General features: G+C 73.0%; 15 protein-coding genes. 4 read left to right on the top strand and 11 right to left on the bottom strand.

Going from position 1 to position 17,446, the window contains the following annotated elements:
• Window positions 1-45: 45 nt before the first annotated feature.
• On the top strand, window positions 46-1,764 hold the full coding sequence (locus AC067A_RS20045) for an FG-GAP repeat domain-containing protein (protein WP_479243816.1): 1,719 nt from the start codon (window positions 46-48) through the stop codon (window positions 1,762-1,764).
• A 115-nt stretch (window positions 1,765-1,879) separates the two neighbouring features.
• Here AC067A_RS20045 and AC067A_RS20040 read toward each other — a convergent pair whose 3' ends face one another.
• Complete coding sequence (locus AC067A_RS20040; RefSeq protein WP_479243815.1) at window positions 1,880-2,713, bottom strand: trans-aconitate 2-methyltransferase; 834 nt, start codon at window positions 2,711-2,713, stop codon at window positions 1,880-1,882.
• Between the two features lie 163 nt (window positions 2,714-2,876).
• Here AC067A_RS20040 and AC067A_RS20035 point away from each other — a divergent pair, with 163 nt between their 5' ends.
• Window positions 2,877-3,374, top strand: coding sequence for a MarR family winged helix-turn-helix transcriptional regulator (locus AC067A_RS20035; protein WP_329853265.1), 498 nt, complete (start codon window positions 2,877-2,879; stop codon window positions 3,372-3,374).
• Here AC067A_RS20035 and AC067A_RS20030 read toward each other — a convergent pair.
• From AC067A_RS20030 to AC067A_RS19995, 8 genes are all read right to left on the bottom strand, one after another.
• Window positions 3,333-4,124, bottom strand: coding sequence for a LuxR C-terminal-related transcriptional regulator (locus AC067A_RS20030; protein ID WP_479243814.1), 792 nt, complete (start codon window positions 4,122-4,124; stop codon window positions 3,333-3,335). The genes AC067A_RS20035 and AC067A_RS20030 overlap by 42 nt on opposite strands.
• Before the next feature lie 228 nt (window positions 4,125-4,352).
• Window positions 4,353-5,492 (bottom strand): galactokinase, encoded by a 1,140-nt coding sequence (gene galK, locus AC067A_RS20025; RefSeq protein ID WP_479243813.1) that lies wholly within the window; start codon window positions 5,490-5,492, stop codon window positions 4,353-4,355.
• Window positions 5,489-6,484 carry a UDP-glucose 4-epimerase GalE gene (galE, locus tag AC067A_RS20020; RefSeq protein WP_479243812.1) on the bottom strand — a complete coding sequence of 332 codons (996 nt, stop codon included), beginning with the start codon at window positions 6,482-6,484 and terminating at the stop codon, window positions 5,489-5,491. The genes galK and galE overlap by 4 nt, the downstream gene beginning before the upstream one ends.
• A complete protein-coding gene (gene galT / locus AC067A_RS20015; protein ID WP_479243811.1) occupies window positions 6,481-7,524 on the bottom strand; it encodes a galactose-1-phosphate uridylyltransferase in 1,044 nt (347 codons plus the stop codon). The genes galE and galT overlap by 4 nt, the downstream gene beginning before the upstream one ends.
• A gap of 134 nt (window positions 7,525-7,658) precedes the next feature.
• Window positions 7,659-8,342 (bottom strand): helix-turn-helix transcriptional regulator, encoded by a 684-nt coding sequence (locus tag AC067A_RS20010; protein ID WP_479243914.1) that lies wholly within the window; start codon window positions 8,340-8,342, stop codon window positions 7,659-7,661.
• A 162-nt stretch (window positions 8,343-8,504) separates the two neighbouring features.
• On the bottom strand, window positions 8,505-10,409 hold the full coding sequence (locus tag AC067A_RS20005; RefSeq protein ID WP_479243810.1) for an outer membrane protein assembly factor BamB family protein: 1,905 nt from the start codon (window positions 10,407-10,409) through the stop codon (window positions 8,505-8,507).
• Window positions 10,410-10,422: 13 nt separating this feature from the next.
• Entirely contained in the window at window positions 10,423-12,306 is a 1,884-nt protein-coding gene (locus AC067A_RS20000) for an outer membrane protein assembly factor BamB family protein (RefSeq protein WP_479243809.1), read from the bottom strand.
• A 112-nt stretch (window positions 12,307-12,418) separates the two neighbouring features.
• Window positions 12,419-14,224 carry an ABC-F family ATP-binding cassette domain-containing protein gene (locus AC067A_RS19995; protein WP_479243808.1) on the bottom strand — a complete coding sequence of 602 codons (1,806 nt, stop codon included), beginning with the start codon at window positions 14,222-14,224 and terminating at the stop codon, window positions 12,419-12,421.
• A 91-nt stretch (window positions 14,225-14,315) separates the two neighbouring features.
• Between AC067A_RS19995 and AC067A_RS19990 the strand changes: the two genes are divergently transcribed.
• Complete coding sequence (locus tag AC067A_RS19990; RefSeq protein ID WP_479243807.1) at window positions 14,316-14,603, top strand: hypothetical protein; 288 nt, start codon at window positions 14,316-14,318, stop codon at window positions 14,601-14,603.
• Window positions 14,600-14,998 carry a PIN domain-containing protein gene (locus tag AC067A_RS19985; RefSeq protein ID WP_479243806.1) on the top strand — a complete coding sequence of 133 codons (399 nt, stop codon included), beginning with the start codon at window positions 14,600-14,602 and terminating at the stop codon, window positions 14,996-14,998. Before AC067A_RS19990 ends, AC067A_RS19985 begins: the two co-directional genes overlap by 4 nt.
• A gap of 8 nt (window positions 14,999-15,006) precedes the next feature.
• Here AC067A_RS19985 and AC067A_RS19980 read toward each other — a convergent pair whose 3' ends face one another.
• On the bottom strand, window positions 15,007-16,302 hold the full coding sequence (locus AC067A_RS19980) for an acyltransferase family protein (protein WP_479243805.1): 1,296 nt from the start codon (window positions 16,300-16,302) through the stop codon (window positions 15,007-15,009).
• Window positions 16,303-16,508: 206 nt separating this feature from the next.
• Window positions 16,509-17,441 (bottom strand): 4-(cytidine 5'-diphospho)-2-C-methyl-D-erythritol kinase, encoded by a 933-nt coding sequence (locus AC067A_RS19975; RefSeq protein WP_479243913.1) that lies wholly within the window; start codon window positions 17,439-17,441, stop codon window positions 16,509-16,511.
• Window positions 17,442-17,446: the final 5 nt, after the last annotated feature.

The following is a 17,446-nucleotide window of genomic DNA, read 5'->3' as shown; positions in this document are numbered from 1 at the left end:
ACCCCTGCCCACGGGCCCTTTTCTCGTTCCCCAGGGGGGGATCTTTTGCGTTCCGCATTCTTCGGGCGCGCGCGTCGCGTCACCACCTGCACCGCGCTCGCCCTGTCCGCCGGCATGCTGCTGGCGTCCCCGGCCGTGGCCGAGCCCGCGCCGCGGCCGGCCGTGGAGCAGCCGCAGCGTGACCGCTCGGCGCTGAAGCTCGACTGGTCGGCTCTGTCCGGCGCGACCAAGGCCGGCACGGCCCAGGCCGAGGCGGTCCTGCCGCCGCGGTTCGACGTGGACGGCGACGGCCGCACGGACCTGCTCAACCGCGAGTGGGACGGCTCGCTGTACGCCGTGCCGTCGACCGCGGTCTCGCCGACCGAGGCGTGGACCGGCTACGGGGGCTCCGCGGTCCTGAAGAACGACATCGTCCCGATCGGCGACCTGAACGGCAACGGCACCCCCGAGGTGCTGACGGTCTCGAAGTACGGGCAGCTGGAGCTCTTCTCCGACGCCACGGCGACGTACGGCTGGCACCAGTGGACGGGCAACGGCTGGACGCTCTACAACAAGGTCTTCTCGCCGGGTGACGTGAACGGCGACGGCAAGGCCGACCTCATGGCCCGCCAGCACGACGGCGACCTGTACCTGTACCTGGGGACCGGTTCGCTGACGGCGCCGTTCGGGCCGCGCGCGAAGGTGGGCACCGGCTGGAACCTGTACGACCAGGTCGTGGGTCTCGGCGACAACGACGGCGACGGCCGCGGTGACGTCCTCGCCCGCACCCGGAGCGGGCAGCTGTTCTTCTACGGCAGCACCGGCGACAAGGCGGCCCCGTTCAAGGGCCGGGTGCCGGTCGGCACCGGCTGGGGCACGTACAACCAGATCGTGCCCGTGGACGACCAGAACGGCGACGGACGGGCCGACCTGATCGCCCGAGACCAGCAGGGCACCCTGTGGCGCTACCTGGGCCTGGGTGACGGCCGGCTGGGTCCGCGCGCGCAGGTCAGCTACGACCGCGGGGCGCGGCAGGTCGACCAGTTCAGCGGTTCGGGCGCGATCGCCGGCTCCGGCAAGAACGCGGTCCTGGCGCGGGACAAGGCGGGCACGCTCTTCGTCTACTACTCCAACAACAACGGCCTCCTGGGCCAGCGGTACCAGAAGAGCGACGTGGGCGGGTGGGCGGGTGCCGACATCGCCGCGTTCGCCTCGTCCCTCGGCGCGGACACCGATGCCGACCTGCTGGAGCGCGGCTACGGCTACCTCTACGGCAACGACGGCACGATCCTCGGCAGCGGCTGGCACATCTACAACAGGATCGCCGGCGCCGGAGACCTGAACGGCGACGGCAGGGGCGACCTGCTGGCCCGGGACGCCGCCGGCAACCTGTACCTGTACCGCGGCAACGGCGAGGGCACGGGCTTCTACGCCCGGATCAAGGTCGGCACCGGCTGGGCCGGCTACAACGCGATCCTCGGCGCGGCCGACTACTCGGGCGACGGGCGTCCCGACCTGGTCGCCCGGGACGGCCGCGGCAACCTGTTCCTGTACCGGGGCACCGGCTCCGCCAACGCTCCGTTCGGGGCGCGGTCGCAGATCGGCACCGGCTGGACGTACAGCCGGATCCTGGCGCCGGGCGACCTGAACAGCGACGGCAAGGGCGACCTGCTCGCGGTGAACGGGGCGGGCGAGCTCTGGCGCTACCTGGGCGCCGGCGACGGCACGTTCGGGCCGCGCCTCCGGATCGGGACGGGCTTCCAGACGTACAACGGCATGTACTAGTCGGGCCTGTCCCGGACGGCATGTACTGGGCGGTGAACGCGGGCGCCCCGCACCGGAGTTCCGGTGCGGGGCGCCCGTGTGTCGTCCGCCGGCGGCCTCGCCTCGCGGGCGGCCGTCACCCCTGCTTGCGGGCGACGGCGAAGATGCGGCGGAAGGGGAAGACCGTGCCGTGCGGGCCGGGCGGGTAGGCCTCGCGCAGCAGGGCGCGGTACTGGGCGAGGAAGGTGTCGATCGCCTCCTGGTCGTCGCCGAGGGTGGTGAGGACGGGTCGCAGCGCCGTGCCCTTGACCCAGTCGAGGACGGGGTCCTCGCCGTGCAGGAGCTGGCTGTACGTGGTCTCCCAGACGTCCGTCTCGCAGCCGAGGTCGGTGAGCCTGGTGAGGTAGTCGGCCGGGTCGAGGATGTGGACGAAGCGGCGGCCCTGGTCGCCGAGGCGGTCGCGCCACTCGGGGGTGTCGCAGAGCTCGCCGAGGAGGGCGTGGCTGGGCGAGGTGAAGTTGCCGGGGACCTGGAAGGCGAGGGTGCCGCCGGGGTGGAGTCCGTCGACCCAGGGGGCGAGGGACTCGGGGTGGTTGGGCACCCACTGGAGGGCCGCGTTGGAGACGATCAGGTCGTAGGGCTCGGTGGGGGTCCAGTGGGCGGCGTCCGCGGGCCGGAAGTCGAGCCAGCCGCCGCCGCGGGTGGTGCCCGCCCAGTCCTTCTCGGCGCGTTCCAGCATCTCCGGCGAGAGGTCGAAGCCGGTGATGTGCGCGTCGGCCCACCGGTCGGCGAGGAGGGCCGTCACGTTGCCGGGACCGCAGCCGAGGTCGGCGATGCGGGCGGGCCGGTCCTGGGCCGGCAGGTGCGGTATTCGGGCGAGCAGGTCGAGGAACGGCCGGGTGCGATGGCCGGAGTGACGGAGGTACTGCTGCGGATCCCAGGTTGGTGCGGCGGATTCCACGGAATGCATGTTCGAAGCCCCCTTGCTGGCACGTGTTGCCGAAGCGGAACGAAGTTCCGGCCGGGTCCCTTCCCCGTAGTCCAGGAAAATATATCTTGATCTAAAGATACTCGATATCGAGAAACTCGACCCCAAGAGACTTTATGTCAACAGACCCTCTACACTGATCGTCATGGAGGACGAGGTCGACCGACTGGTCGCTGCATGGCGCCGCGAGCGCCCCGACCTCGACGTGGAACCGCTCGAGGTGCTCAGCCGCGTCTCACGGCTCGCCCGGCACCTCGACCGCGCCCGTCGACTCGCCTTCTCCGAGCACCAGCTGGAGCCGTGGGAGTTCGACGTCCTCACCTCCCTCCGCCGGGCCGGAGCGCCCTACCAGCTCTCCCCCGGCCAGCTCCTCACCCAGACCCTCGTCACCTCCGGCACCATGACCAACCGCATCGACCGGCTCACCAAGAAGGGCCTGGTCGAGCGGCTGCCCGACCCCAGCGACCGACGCGGGGTCCTCGTCCGGCTCACCCCCGAGGGCCGCGACCGCGCCGACGAGGCGCTCGCCGGGCTGCTCGCCCAGGAGCGGGCCATCCTCGCCCAGCTCTCCCGCGGCCAGCGCGGTGAACTGGCCGCCCTGCTACGCCGGCTGACCGCCCCGTTCGACAACATCCCCGGCTAGCACGGGAGCCGGCTCCGCCGGGCCGACGCCCGCCCGCCGGGCCAGCGCCACCGCCGCCAGGGTCGAGTGCACCCCCAGCTTCCCCAGCACGTTCTGCATGTGCGTACGGACGGTGTGCGGGGAGAGGAAGAGCCGCTCCGCGACGGCCTTGCGGCCCAGCCCCGCGACCATGCAGCGCAGCACCTCCCGCTCGCGCGGGGTCAGCGACTCCACCAGCCGCTCGCTGTCCGTCCGGTGCTTGCGGGCCGCCGTCAGCTCCCGCAGGACGCCCGTGAGCAGCGCGGGCGGCAGATGCGTCTCGTCCCGCAGGACCCCGCGGACCACGGCGAGCAGCCGCTGGAGCGAGCAGTCCTTGGCCACCCAGCCGGAGGCCCCGGCCTGGAGGGCGAGCGCGGCCCGGTGCGGGTCGTCCTTCTCCGCCAGGACGACCGTGCGGACGGCGGGCTGGGCGCGGCGCACGCCCGCGACCAGGGAGATCCCGTCGACGCCGGCCTCCGGGTCGTCCGGGACGTGCCGGGCCGCGGCCGTGCCGGCGGTGGGTCCCGCGCCCAGTTCGGCGTCGACGAGGAGCACGTCGAACCTGCGCCCCTCCGCGGCCCCGCGCTCCAGACAGCGCAGTGCGGCCGGACCGCTGCCGGCCGCGGCGACGTCGACGTCGGGCTCCGCCGCGAGGGCGGCGGCAAGCGACTCGGCGAAGACCCGGTGGTCGTCCACCACCAGGACCCGGATACGTGCCACGGACACCCCCATGTGTCGAGGAACGGACCGGCGCGGTACGGCGCCGGGGGGCGGGTCCGTCGATCGCACGGCCGCCGCCGTGCGTTGACTGTTACCCCGCTCCCGGCGCCGTACCCGACGGGTCTCGACCCCTGAACAGCACCGGCCCCCACCGGCGCTGCCCAACAGAGTAGGGGCGGGGCGTCACGGTGGGGGCCGTTTGGCGGAACTGTGCGAAGTCGTGCGGACGAGGGGGCGCGTTCAGAGTCGGCGCGCGCCCGTCGAGGGCACGGCCGGGAAGATCCCGGGGACCGCGTGTCCGGCCTCGGCGAAGGCCTCGACGACGGCGGCGGCGACCGCCTCCGCCCGGTCGGCGTCCACGAGGACGACGGCCGAGCCGCCGAAGCCGCCGCCGGTCATCCGGGCGCCCAGCGCGCCCGCCGCGTTCGCCGCCTCGACCACGAGGTCGAGCTCCGCGCAGGACACCCGGAGGTCGTCGCGGAGGGAGGCGTGCCCCTCGGTGAGGACCGGCCCGACGGCCCGGGTGTCCCCGGCGTCGAGCAGGGCGATCACCCGCTCGACCCGGGCGTTGTCGGTGACGACGTGCCGGACGTACCGCAGAATCGTCTCGTCGCTCAGGAGTGCGAGGGATTCGGGTAGTTGCGCGGCGCTCAGGTCGCGCAGGGCCTTCACGCCGAGCGCCCGCGCACCCGCTTCACACCCGGCGCGCCGCTCCGCGTACGCGCCGTCCCCGAGCGCGTGCTTGACCCGGGTGTCGACGACGAGCAGCCGGAGCCCCTCGCGGGCCAGGTCGAAGGGGACCTGACGGTAGGAGAGGTCCCGGGTGTCCAGGTGGAGGGCGTGGCCCTCCACCGCGCAGGCGGAGGCCATCTGGTCCATGACGCCGCAGGGGACGCCCACGAAGGCGTTCTCGGCGCGCTGGGCGATCCGGGCGAGCTCGGGGCGGGAGAGCCCGAGGCCGAACAGGTCGTTCAGGGCGAGCGCCGTGACGACCTCCAGGGCCGCCGACGAGGAGAGCCCGGCGCCGGTCGGCACGGTCGACGTGAGGTGCACGTCCGCCCCCGTCACCGGGTGCCCGGCCTCCCGCAGCGCCCAGACGACACCGGCCGGGTAGGCCGCCCAGCCGCCGCCGGACAGCGGCTCCAGGGCGTCGACCTCCAGCTGCACGATCCCGCCGTCGATGTCGGCGGAGTGCAGCCGCAGGACGCCGTCGTCCCGGCGGGAGACGGCGGCGACGGTGGTGTGGGGCAGCGCGAGCGGCAGCACGAAGCCGTCGTTGAAGTCGGTGTACTCACCGATGAGGTTGACCCGCCCGGGGGCGGCCCACACCCCGTCGGGCGCGGCGCCGTACAGCGCCTCGAAGCCGGCGGCGACGCTCATGCGCCTCCCTCCCGGCGGAGACGGGCGAACGCCCACGCGTCGGCCACGATCGCGGCCAGGTCGGAGCGGGAGGGGGTCCAGCCGAGCCGCTCGCGGGCGGCCTCCGCGGAGGCGACCAGGACGGCCGGGTCGCCGGGCCGCCGCGCGGCGGTGGTCTCGGGGATCGGGTGTCCGGTGACCTCGCGCGCGGTCTCGACGACCTGGCGGACGGAGAAGCCGTTGCCGTTGCCCAGGTTGCAGACCAGGTGCTCGCCGGCGGGCACGGAGCCCGCGGTCATCGCGTCGAGCGCGAGGACGTGGGCCTCCGCGAGGTCGGCGACGTGGATGTAGTCGCGGACGCAGGTGCCGTCCGGGGTGGGGTAGTCCTCGCCGTACACGGAGATCGCCTCGCGCTCGCCCAGGGCGACCTGGAGGACGAGCGGGATGAGGTGGGACTCGGGGTGGTGGCGCTCGCCGAGGGAGCCGTACGCGCCGGCGACGTTGAAGTAGCGCAGCGAGACGGCGGCCAGGCCGTGGGCGGCGCACTCGCCGCCGATCATGTGGTCGACGGCCAGCTTGCTCGCGCCGTACGGGCTGGTGGGCGAGGTCGGCGCGGTCTCGGTGATCGGCACGGTCTCCGGTTCGCCGTAGGTCGCGGCGGTGGAGGAGAAGACCAGCCGGCGCACGCCGGCGTCCCGCATGGCCGCGAGCAGCGCCATGGTGCCGCCGACGTTGTTCTCCCAGTACTTCTCGGGCTTGGCGACGGACTCGCCGACCTGCGAGAAGGCGGCGAAGTGCAGCACGCCGTCGTAGGAGGCGTCGAGCCACTTCGCCGCGTCCTGGATGCGGCCCTCGACGAACTCGGCGCCGTCCGGGACCCCTTCGGCGAAGCCGGTGGCGAGGTCGTCGAGGACGGTGACCCGGTGGCCCCGTTCCAGGAGGTGGGCGGCGACGACGCTGCCGACGTAGCCGGCGCCTCCCGTCACCAGGTACCTCTTCGCGGTCGTGGTCATGCGGTCGCCACCTCTCGGAGTCGTCGGGCCGCGTCCTCCGGCCGTACGTCGTTCATGAACGCGCCCATGCCGGACTCGGTGCCCGCGAGGAACTTCAGCTTGCCAGAGGCCCGTCGGACGGTGAAAAGCTCCATGTGGAGTCCGAAGTCCTCGCGCCGCCCGTCCGTGAACGGCGCCTGGTGCCAGGCGGCGATGTAGGGCGTCGGCGGCTCGTCCGGTCCGAAGAGCCGGTCGAAGCGCCTCAAGAGTTCCAGGTAGACCTGTGCGCACTCCGTGCGGGCGGCCTCGTCGAGGCCGAGCAGGTCGGGCACCCGCCGCTTGGGGTACAGGTGCACCTCGTACGGCCAGTGGGCGGCGTAGGGCACGAAGGCGATCCAGTGCTCGGTCTCCAGGACCACCCGCTCCCCGTCGGCCCGCTCGCGGGCGACGACGTCGTCGAAGAGGTTCCGGCCGGTCGCGATCCGGTGCTCGTCGGTCCGGCGCCGCATGGCGGCCGTCCGGGGGGACACGTAGGGAAAGGCGTAGATCTGGCCGTGCGCGTGGGGCAGGGTGACGCCGATCTCCCGGCCGCGGTTCTCGAAGCAGTAGACCTGCTCGACGCCGGGGAGGGCGGAGAGCGCGGCGGTCCGGTCGGTCCAGGCGTCGAGGACGAGGCGGGCCCGCTCCTCGCCGAGGTCGGCGAAGGAGGCGGTGTGGTCGTCGGTGAAGCAGACGACCTCGCAGCGTCCGACGCCGCCGGAGAGCGAGGGGAAGCGGTTCTCGAAGACCACCACCTCGTAGCTCTCCTCCGGGACCTCGCTCTCGCGGCCGTCCTTGGCGGGACACAGCGGGCAGGCGTCGGCCGGCGGGTGGTAGGTGCGGGCCTGCCGGTGCGAGGCGACGGCGACGGGGTCGCCGGTGAGCTCGTCGTACCGGATCTCGGAGCGGGAGACGACGGGGGTGAGGGGGCGCGGGTCGACGGCGGTGCGGACCGTGTCGTCGCGCGTGTCGTAGTAGATCAGCTCGCGCCCGTCGGCGAGCGTGGTGACGGTCTTCTTCACGGGGTGCCCTCCGGGCGGGATCAAACAGAACCACGCACAAAGAATCACATTCAAACATCAGCGTCAATGGCGAAGCCGGGCCCCGCACCCCGGGGCCCTCCGGCATCACCTCGAAAGCCGCCTCGGCGAAAGCCTCAGCAGGGGCCGCGCTGCCCCGGAACCGCCCGGTCCAGCAGCCCCGTACGGGCCGCCAGGGCCGCCGCCTCCAGGCGCGAACCGACCCCCAGCTTCATCAGGACCCGCTGCACGTGCGTCCGCGCCGTGCTCGGCGCGATCCCCATCCCCGCCGCGATCAGCCGGGTGTCCTCCCCCTCCGCCACCCGGACGAGGACCTCCACCTCCCGCTGCGTGAGCATCCGCAGCAGCCGCTGCGCCTCGTCGTCCGGCTGCGCCGACGGGTGCAGCAGCTCCGCGAAGGCGCCCTGGAGCAGCGCCGGCGCCACCGCCGACTCCCCCGCCCTGGCCTTCACCAGGGCCCGCTCGACGCCCTCGATGCGCTCGTCGTGCCGGACGTACCCCGAGGCCCCGGCCGCGAACGCCGCCGCGATCCCACGCGGCGACGGCACCGGACCGAGCACCACCACGGCCACCTGGGGCCGCTCCCGCTTGATCCGAACGACCACGTCGAAGGCGCCCGGCGCGGCCGGCGCGGCCGTGCCGAGCAGACAGACCTCCGGCCCCCGGCCCGCCACCAGCTCCGCAGCCGCCGCCATCGGCGCGCCCGCCGCGAGCACCCGGTGCCCGCGCAGCTTCAGCGCCGAGGCGAGCGCCTCCGCCAGCAGGCGGTGGTCGTCGACCACCACAAGGCGTACGCCCATCCCGGTCATCCCCCATCCTCCGGGCCCGCCGTCCCCCGGCCGGCCCGCTCGACCCCGAATTCTTCGCCACCCTGCGCGGTATGCAAACAGCCCGGCACGTCGGGGTGAACCGACACGCCGGGCTGTACCCGTCTCACGAACGCCCGTACGACGTCAGCGCGTTCAGCGGGTGCTGTACGACACCGCCAGATACTTCTTCTCGTCCGCCGGGGCCGACGCCCGCGGCTTGGAGATCATCACGGCGGACAGGAACATGCGTCCGTCGCCGTACAGGATCTCCGAGTAGTCCACGGAGAACTGGTTCTCCACGTCGCGGATCGACCGCTCGCCCGGGTTCTCCAGGAGCAGCGTCTCCTTCATCGTGCCGGCGTCGATCGAGACGATCCGGCCGCCCTTGTCGTAGGGCGGCTCCTTGTACGCGATGAGGTTGCCGCCGTCCATCCGGAGGGGGACCAGGGTGTACTTGTCGCCGGCGTCCGCCTTGTCGGGCAGGGTGCGCCCGGTGGTCAGGTCGAAGGCGATGATCTCGTTGGTCTCGTCGCCGTACTCGCCGGTGCTGCCCTCGTGCTCCTCGGTCGGCACGTAGAGCCGGCCGTTGCCGACGAGCGCCTGGGAGCAGGCCTCGACCTTCGTCGAGCGGCAGCGGGCACCGTACTGGTCCGCGTCCGCCGTGATCTTCGCCTTCAGCTTTCCGGTCTTCTCGTCGATCGAGAAGAAGTCCGAGATGCCGCTGCCGTCGCCGGCGGTCTCGCCGACGTCGGCCGCGACGACCAGCGGCTTGGTGGAGACGACCGACGCGTACTTCACGCCGGTGGGCATCTTGTACTGCGAGCGCGGGGCGCCCGAGACCGGGTCGAGGTTCTGGATCATCACGTACTGGCTGTCGTACGGACCGCACTTGCGGACCGCGACGAGGCCCTCGCCGCCGCCGTAGCCCAGGTCGTAGCAGTTCTCGTCGTTGGCCTGCGGCTTCCAGCGCGGGTTGCCGTTGGCCACGTCGAAGGCGGCGCCGCCGTCGGTGCCGCCGGCCGCGACGGTCTTCCCGCTGAGCGTGACCTCGCTGAACCGGACCTTCTGGTCGCCGGCGGTGCCGCCGGTGACCGAGGTCGACCACAGCAGCTTGCCGGTGTTCAGGTCGATCATGCCGACCTCGGTGCACACCTGGTAGTAGCGCGGCGCGACGCGCTTGCTGGCCTCGAAGAGGATCGGCACCTTGTGGTCGGCCGTCATGTGCCGCGAGGCGCCGCAGACCTGACCGGTCAGCGGCAGCGTCCACAGGACGGTGCCCTTGTCGATGTCGTAGGCGACGACCGAGTTGACGCCGGTCTTCACGTACGCCTTGTCCGTCAGCCAGGAACCGGACACGTCCGTGACGTCCGGGACCTTCGGCTCGGCCACCGTGAAGGCCGTCTTCGACAGGGTGTTCGCGGGGGCCTTCTCCTTGCCGCCCCCGCCGATGCCCTTGGTGTCGCCGGAACCGCCGCCGTCGGTGCCCTGCGAGGTGCCGCCGGTGCCCTTGGCCTCGTCCTTGCCGTCACCGCCGGAACCGGCGTACCAGATGCCGACGCCGATGATCACCGCGACGGCGACGACCGCCGCGATGACGATCTGGACCTGGGCGGACAGCTTCCTGCCGCCCGGCGCCGAGGGGGCGGGCGCCGGCTGCTGGTAGCCGCCGTAGGACGGCTGGGGCTGCGTCGGATAGCCGTACGGAGGCTGCTGCGGCTGCTGGTAGGCGCCGTACTGCGGCGGCTGCTGCGGCTGCTGGTAGGCGCCGTACTGCGGCGGCTGCTGCGGCTGCTGCGGCTGCTGCGGCTGCTGCGGCTGCTGCGTGGGGTAGCCGTACGGCTGCTGCTGCGGGTAGCCGTAGCCCGGGTCGGGCTGCTGCGGCGGCTGCGGCGGCGCCTGCGGGTAGCCGTAGCCCGGCTCCGGCTGCGGGGCCTGCTGCGGGTAGCCGTAGCCGGCGTCCGGCTGCGGGGAGCCGTATCCGGGCTCCGGCGTCGGGGCGCCGAAGCCGCCCTGGGGGTCCGGCGGTCGGTTCGGCGGCGGCGGGGGTGGCTGCGTCATCGGTCCGTGTACCTCACTTGCTGAAGGCCATCATGGTCTTGACCTGCATCTCGTCCTTGTCGTTGGACGCCGACACACGGCCGCTCGCCACCACGAAGGTGCCGTTGCCGTAGGCGTATCCCGCGCTGTAGAAGCTGCCTTCGACGTCGGAGGCCGAGACCGGGTGCTGGAGCACGATCCGGGGCGTGCCGCCGGTCGGGGCGAGGGTCGCGACGGCGCCGCCCTGGTCGTACAAGGGGGTCACGTACATCAGGACGTCGGAGCCCTCCATGCGCAGCGGCTTCACCGACCGCCCCTCGGGCGCCTTGGCGCGCCACTTGGCCTTGCCGGTGCGCAGGTCGAAGGCGACGACCTCGTTGGTCTTGCCGTAGCCGCCCTCGGTCGCCATGTAGAAGGTGTTCGCGTCGGCGGCGACTCCGGTGCAGCCCTGGAGGTTCTTGCCGAAGATGACGAAGCTGCCGCCGCAGTCGGGCGCGAACTTGTCCGTGCCGCCCTGGATCTGCGAGCGGAGCCTGCCGTTGGCGTCGAGCGCGAAGATGCTCCACTTCTTCTGCTCGCGCTGGGTGGCGGAGACGACGAGCGGGTCCACCGAGTAGACCTTGTCGACCTCCCAGTTCGCCTCCAGCCGGAAGGTGAACTTCGGCCTGCCGGTGTTGGGGTCGACCTGGCCGACCGCCTGGATCTTCTTGCCGGTGCTGCCGGACGGGCAGTCCATGGCGGCGATCAGCTTGCTGCCGCCCGCGTAGGCGAAGGGCTTGCAGCCGGTGGTGGCGCCCTTGAAGAGCTGCCGGCCGTCGGCGAGCGAGAAGCCGTAGGCGCTGCTGGTGCCGGCCGCGGTGACCGTGTTGCCGCTGATGGCCAGGGTGTTGTCGGAGAAGGCGAAGAGGCCGGTGGCCTTCGGCACCGCCTTCTTCCAGCCGGTCTTGCCGGTGTTCAGGTCGATCTTCTGGAGCTCGGTGCACTTGGCGCCGTCCTTGGCGCTCTCGGCGTACCCGAACACCATCGAGCCGTCGGCGGCCGGCTGCGGCGGGGCCGCGCACAGCTCGAACGGCAGGTCGACGTGCCACTTGCGCTTGCCGTCGCTCAGGCCGTACCCGTCGACGCCCTTGTACATGGCCTTGACGACGGTCTCGCCGACGATCCACGGGCCGAACACGTCGGAGCCGTTGCGGGGCAGGTCGACGTCGTTCTTGAGCAGCCAGCTGACCTTGGCGTCGCCGGGCTTGCGGTCCGCGTTGAGGTCGTCCTCGCCGCCCCGGCCGTCGCCGGAGCCGTCGCCCTGGTCCACCGACTCGGTGGGCTTGGGAGCGGCGGAACTCGTGGCGGAGGTGGTGGGCCCGGCGATCGGGCCCTTCTCGTCGTCCCCGCCGGAGACGACGGCCCAGGTCGTGACGGCGGCGACCAGGACGGCGCCGGCGGCCACGGCCGCGACGAGACCGGTCCGGCCCTTGAGGCCGCCGCCCGAGGCGGGCGGCGGGGTGGGGGCGCCCTGGTACATCGGCTGGGTGGGGTAGCCGCCGTAGGGGCCCTGCGGCTGGCCCTGCTGCGGGTAGCCGTAGGGCTGCTGCTGACCGTACGGACTCGGCTGCTGGCCGTACGGACCCGGCGCGGCGGGCTGGCCCGGCTGCTGGCCGTACGGACCCGGCGCGGCGGGCTGGCCCGGCTGCTGGCCGTACGGGCCGGGCGCGGCGGGCTGGCCCGGCGCCTGCGGGTAGCCGTACCCCGGCTGGGTCGGCTGACCGTACGGACCCGGCGCGGCGGGCGGCGGCGTCTGCGGCGCCGGCGGTGCCTGCGGCGGGACCGGCGGTACGGGCGGCAGGCCCGGGGTCGGGCCCTGGGCCGGGTCCTGCGGGGCTCCGAAGCCCCCCGGCGGCTGGTTGCTGGGCGGCTGGGTCATCAGCGGTTCCCCCTTGACGTGAGCGGGTTTTCTTTCTACCACCCACGTGATGGCGCAAAAGCGACCGGTCCGCCCCTTGTGCCCAAGGGAGGACCGGCCTGTGATGCCCTCGTTATGCGTCCTCGGCCAGTTCGAGCCAGCGCATCTCCAATTCCTCGCGCTCCCCGGCGAGTTCCCGGAGCTCCGCGTCGAGCTTCGCCACCTTCTCGAAATCGGTGGCGTTCTCGGCGATCCGCGCGTGCAGCTTCGCCTCCTTGTCGGAGACCTTGTCGAGCTGCCGCTCGACCTTCTGCAGCTCCTTCTTGGCGGCGCGGGCGTCCGCGGCGGAGACGCCGGGCTTCGCCTGCGCGGGGGCGGCGGCGGGCGTCGGGACGGACGCCTCGATCATCCTCTGGCGCCGCTCCAGGTACTCGTCGATGCCGCGCGGCAGCATCCGCAGGGTCTTGTCGCCGAGCAGCGCGAACGTCTTGTCGGTGGTGCGCTCGATGAAGAACCGGTCGTGGGAGATGACGACCATGGAGCCCGGCCAGCCGTCGAGGAGGTCCTCCAGCTGGGTGAGGGTCTCGATGTCGAGGTCGTTGGTGGGCTCGTCGAGGAAGAGGACGTTGGGCTCGTCCATCAGCAGGCGCAGCAGCTGGAGGCGGCGGCGCTCGCCACCGGAGAGGTCGCCGACCGGCGTCCACTGCTTCTCCTTGGAGAAGCCGAACTGCTCGCACAGCTGCCCGGCCGTCATCTCGCGGCCCTTGCCCAGGTCGACGCGGTCGCGGATCTGCTGCACGGCCTCCAGGACGCGCAGGGTGGCCGGGAGTTCGGTGACGTCCTGGGAGAGGTAGGCGAGGCGGACGGTCCTGCCGACGACGATCTTCCCGGCGGCGGGCTGCTCCTCGCCCCCGCTGACGGCCGCGTCGGCGAGCGCGCGCAGGAGTGAGGTCTTGCCGGCGCCGTTGACGCCGACGAGACCGATGCGGTCGCCGGGGCCGAGCTGCCAGGTGAGGTGCTTGAGCAGCTCCTTGGGGCCGGCGGTGACGCTCACGTCCTCCAGGTCGAAGACCGTCTTGCCGAGGCGGGCGTTCGCGAACTTCATCAGCTCGCTGGTGTCGCGCGGCGGCGGCACGTCGGCGATCAGCTCGTTGGCCGCCTCGATGCGGTAGCGCGGCTTGGAGGTGCGGGCGGGGGCGCCGCGCCGCAGCCAGGCCAGCTCCTTGCGCATCAGGTTCTGCCGCTTGGTCTCCTCCGTGGCGGCGCGGCGCTCGCGCTCGGCACGGGCGAAGACGTAGTCGGAGTAACCGCCCTCGTACTCGTGGACGTCACCGCGCTGCACGTCCCACATGCGGGTGCAGACCTGGTCGAGGAACCAGCGGTCGTGGGTGACGCAGACGAGCGCCGAGCGGCGCGTCTGGAGGTGCTGGGCGAGCCAGGAGATGCCCTCGACGTCGAGGTGGTTGGTGGGCTCGTCGAGGACGAGGAGGTCCTGGTCCTCGATGAGGAGCTTGGCGAGCGCGATGCGCCGCCGCTCGCCGCCGGAGAGCGGGCCGATGACGGTGTCGAGGCCGTTCTCGAAGCCGGGCAGGTCCAGGCCGCCGAAGAGCCCGGTGAGCACGTCGCGGATCTTGGCGCTGCCGGCCCACTCGTGGTCGGCCATGACGCCGATGACCTCGTGCCGGATGGTGGCCTTCGGGTCGAGCGAGTCGTGCTGGGTGAGGACGCCGAGGCGCAGCCCGCCACTGTGGGTGATCCGGCCGGTGTCGGCCTCCTCCAGCTTCGCCAGCATCCGGATGAGGGTGGTCTTGCCGTCGCCGTTGCGGCCCACGACCCCGATCCGGTCCCCCTCGGAGACGCCGAGCGAGACGCCGTCGAGCAGGGCACGGGTGCCGTACACCTTGGTGACTGCCTCGACATTGACCAGGTTGACGGCCACGTTGACTCCTGTACGGGGGATCGATCGACGTCCCAGGGTACGTCGCCACCACGGGTACACCTCCGGTATACCCGCGGTGTACCCTCGCCGTATGGCTGACTCCACCATCAAGGTGCCGGACACCACCCGCGACCACCTCGCCTCGTTGGCCCGCGAGCGGGGCACCACGATAGGAGCACTCGTCACGGAACTGGCCGCGACCCAGCTCACCGCCGCGCAGGCCCGGGACAAGGTGGCCGAGAGCCGGCGGATCATGCGCGAGCGGATGCGCTCCACCCTGACCGACGAGGAATTCGACGCGACCCCGAACGCGCTGGACAAGGTCTACGAGATCGCCGCCTCGAACGCCCGCAGGACCCTCGGGGACACGACGGCGTGATCATCCTCGACACCTCGGCGGTGCTCGCCCTCGCACGCGGCCACCGCAAGCTCCAGCGGGTCGCCGACAACGCGGCCGCATCACCGTTCCGTCACCTCCAGGTGCCCGCCCTGTGCCTGCTCCAGGCCGAGACCGAGACCGAGGGCGAAGGCGCGGGTGACTCCACCCTGGCGCTGCCGGGCATCGACGTCGTCCCCCTCGACACGGTCGCATCGGTGACCGTGGCGCGGATGGTCCGCGGCGGTTTCGGCGGACCCGACGTCTGCCACGCGCTCTACACCGCGCTGCCCGCGCCCCACCGCCCCACCATGGACCTGATCCTGACGGACCGGCCGGACCTCTACCCGCCGGGCACCGTGACCGTGGACATAGACGACGAGCGCCTCGACGACTGACCCGGCCGTCAGCCGGTTCGCCGACGCCGCCCGGCCCGCTCCACCAGCAGCCACCCCGCCAGCGCGAGACCGACGGCCGCGGGCGCCGTGACCGGGACCGCGATCAGGGTCGCCGCATGCCCCTCCAGGAGCCCGGCGAAGCCCGTCAGGGACAGGCCCAGGACGCCGAAGAGCGCCAGGGTGATGCCGAGGGCGGCGAGCGGACCGCCCTCGTCGGTCGCCGGGGCGGCCGGGACGGGCGCCTCGAAGCGGCGGAAGACCGCGACGAGCAGCGCCGTCAGCGCGCCCGCCACCGCGAACCGCGGCGGGACCTGCGCCCACCAGGCGCCCGAGGCCGGGACCGGCAGGCCGACGCCGAGCCCGAGCATCGTCCCGTACGTCCCGAGCATCGCCGTCAGGTGCCACAGGAACGCCGTCATCGCGATCCCGTTGGCCGCGACCACCGTCCGCCACACCCCGGCCCGCGCGACGAGACGCGCCCCCGGCCCCTTCAGGAGTTCCACCGCGCCGACCAGCCACAGGCCGTGGCAGAGCAGGGCGAGCGTCGGAGGCGCCATGTTCGACACCTTCTCGCCGGGCATCCCCACCATCGACAGCGGATACGGCCCCAGGGCCACCAGCGCCGCGGCCCCGACCAGGCCCGCGCCCGCGAGGAGCGCCGGGCGGCGGATCATCCCGTCGGCGCGCAGGAAGCCGAGCTGGTGCACCGCCAGCCACACGAACGCGAAGTTCAGGAACTCCACGAACGGCACGTCCGCCGCGAACCGCAGCACGTCCACGAGGACCGCGCCGCCCGCGAGCACGCCGAACGCGCCCCAGCCCCACCGCTCGTGCGCCCGCAGCAGCGGCGGCGTGAACGCCACCATCGCCAGGTAGATCCCGATGAACCACAGCGGCTGCGTGACCAGCCGCAGCGCCACCCCCGCGAGGCCGCCGTCGGCCCCGGCGAGCTGGAGCACGAGCGCGGCGGCCCCCCACACCCCGACGAACACCATCGTCGGCCGCAGCAGCCGCTGGAGCCGGGCACGCAGGAACTCCGCGTACCTCGGACGCGACCGGTGGGCCAGGGCGTGCGAGAAGCCGCCGACGAAGAAGAACACCGGCATCACCTGGAACACCCAGGTCACCACCTGGAGTTCCGGCACGACCGCGAGCAGGTTCCCCACCTGCCCGTCACCGGTGACCGCCGCCATCAGCCAGTGTCCGAGCACCACCACCCCCAGCGAGGCGACCCGCAGCAGATCGACGTACCGGTCCCGCGTCGCAGGCGTCGCGGCGGCGAGTTCACGCGCACTCATTCCCATGCCCGCACGGTCCCGCGCCCGCCCGGTCCGCCGTCAGGGCGCGGATACTCAACCGGCGGATGAGTACGGGCCCGGGCCGACGGGCTCGACGACCCGACCTCGATCGCGGGGCGCGCCAAGACCGTCCACGTGAACAGCGCGGCGTACTTCGACACGGAGGACCCCGACCCGAACCTGCTCCTGGCCGGGATCTCCAAGAACAAGCGCTAGAGGACCGTCCCGCCCGGTGCCGGGGAGGTCGCCGGACGGGCCGTGCGGCAGGTGCCCGAGGCGATCAGGGCGGCGGCCACGGTCGCCGCGGCCTCCGCGTCCTTCACGAGGAAGGCGGTCGTCGGGCCGGAGCCGGAGACCAGCGCGGCGAGGGCGCCCGCCTCGGTGCCGGCCGCGAGGGTCGCGGCGAGCGAGGGGCGCAGGGAGAGCGCCGGGGCCTGGAGGTCGTTGGCGAGGGCGCCCGCGAGGGCGGTGGTGTCGCCGGTGCGCAGGGCGTCCAGGAGGACCGGGGAAGCGGCCGGCTCGGGGATCTCCACGTCCTCGGTGAGGCGGTCGAACTCGCGGAACACCGTCGGCGTCGACAGACCGCCGTCGGCGACCGCGAACACCCAGTGGAAGGTCCCGCCCACCGGCAGCCCGGTGAGCTTCTCGCCCCGCCCGGTGCCGAGCGCGGCCCCGCCCACGAGGCTGAACGGCACGTCGGAGCCCAGCTCCGCGCAGATCTCCAGGAGCTCCTCGCGGGAGGAGCCCAGTCCCCACAGGGCGTCGCACGCGAGCAGCGCGCCCGCGCCGTCGGCGCTGCCGCCCGCCATGCCGCCGGCGACCGGGATGTCCTTGGCGATGTGCAGGTGCACGTCCGGCGAGATGCCGTGCCGTGCCGCGAGCAGCTCGGCGGCCCGCGCGGCCAGGTTCGTGCGGTCCAGCGGCACCTTGTCGGCGTCCGGGCCCTCGCACGTGATCGTCAGCCCGGCGGCGGGGGTCGCGGTCACCTCGTCGAACAGCGAGACGGCCAGGAAGACGTTGGCCAGGTCGTGGAAACCGTCGGGCCGCGCCGCCCCGACCGCCAGCTGCACGTTCACCTTGGCGGGGACGCGCACGGTGACGCCCCGCGCGGCCGCGCCGCCGCCGACGCCCGTACCGCCGCTCAGGCCTT

This window comes from Streptomyces sp. NPDC043176 (assembly GCF_056436715.1).
The sequence above is the reverse complement of the archived record's forward strand: the minus strand, read 5'-3'. Positions and strand labels throughout refer to the sequence as shown.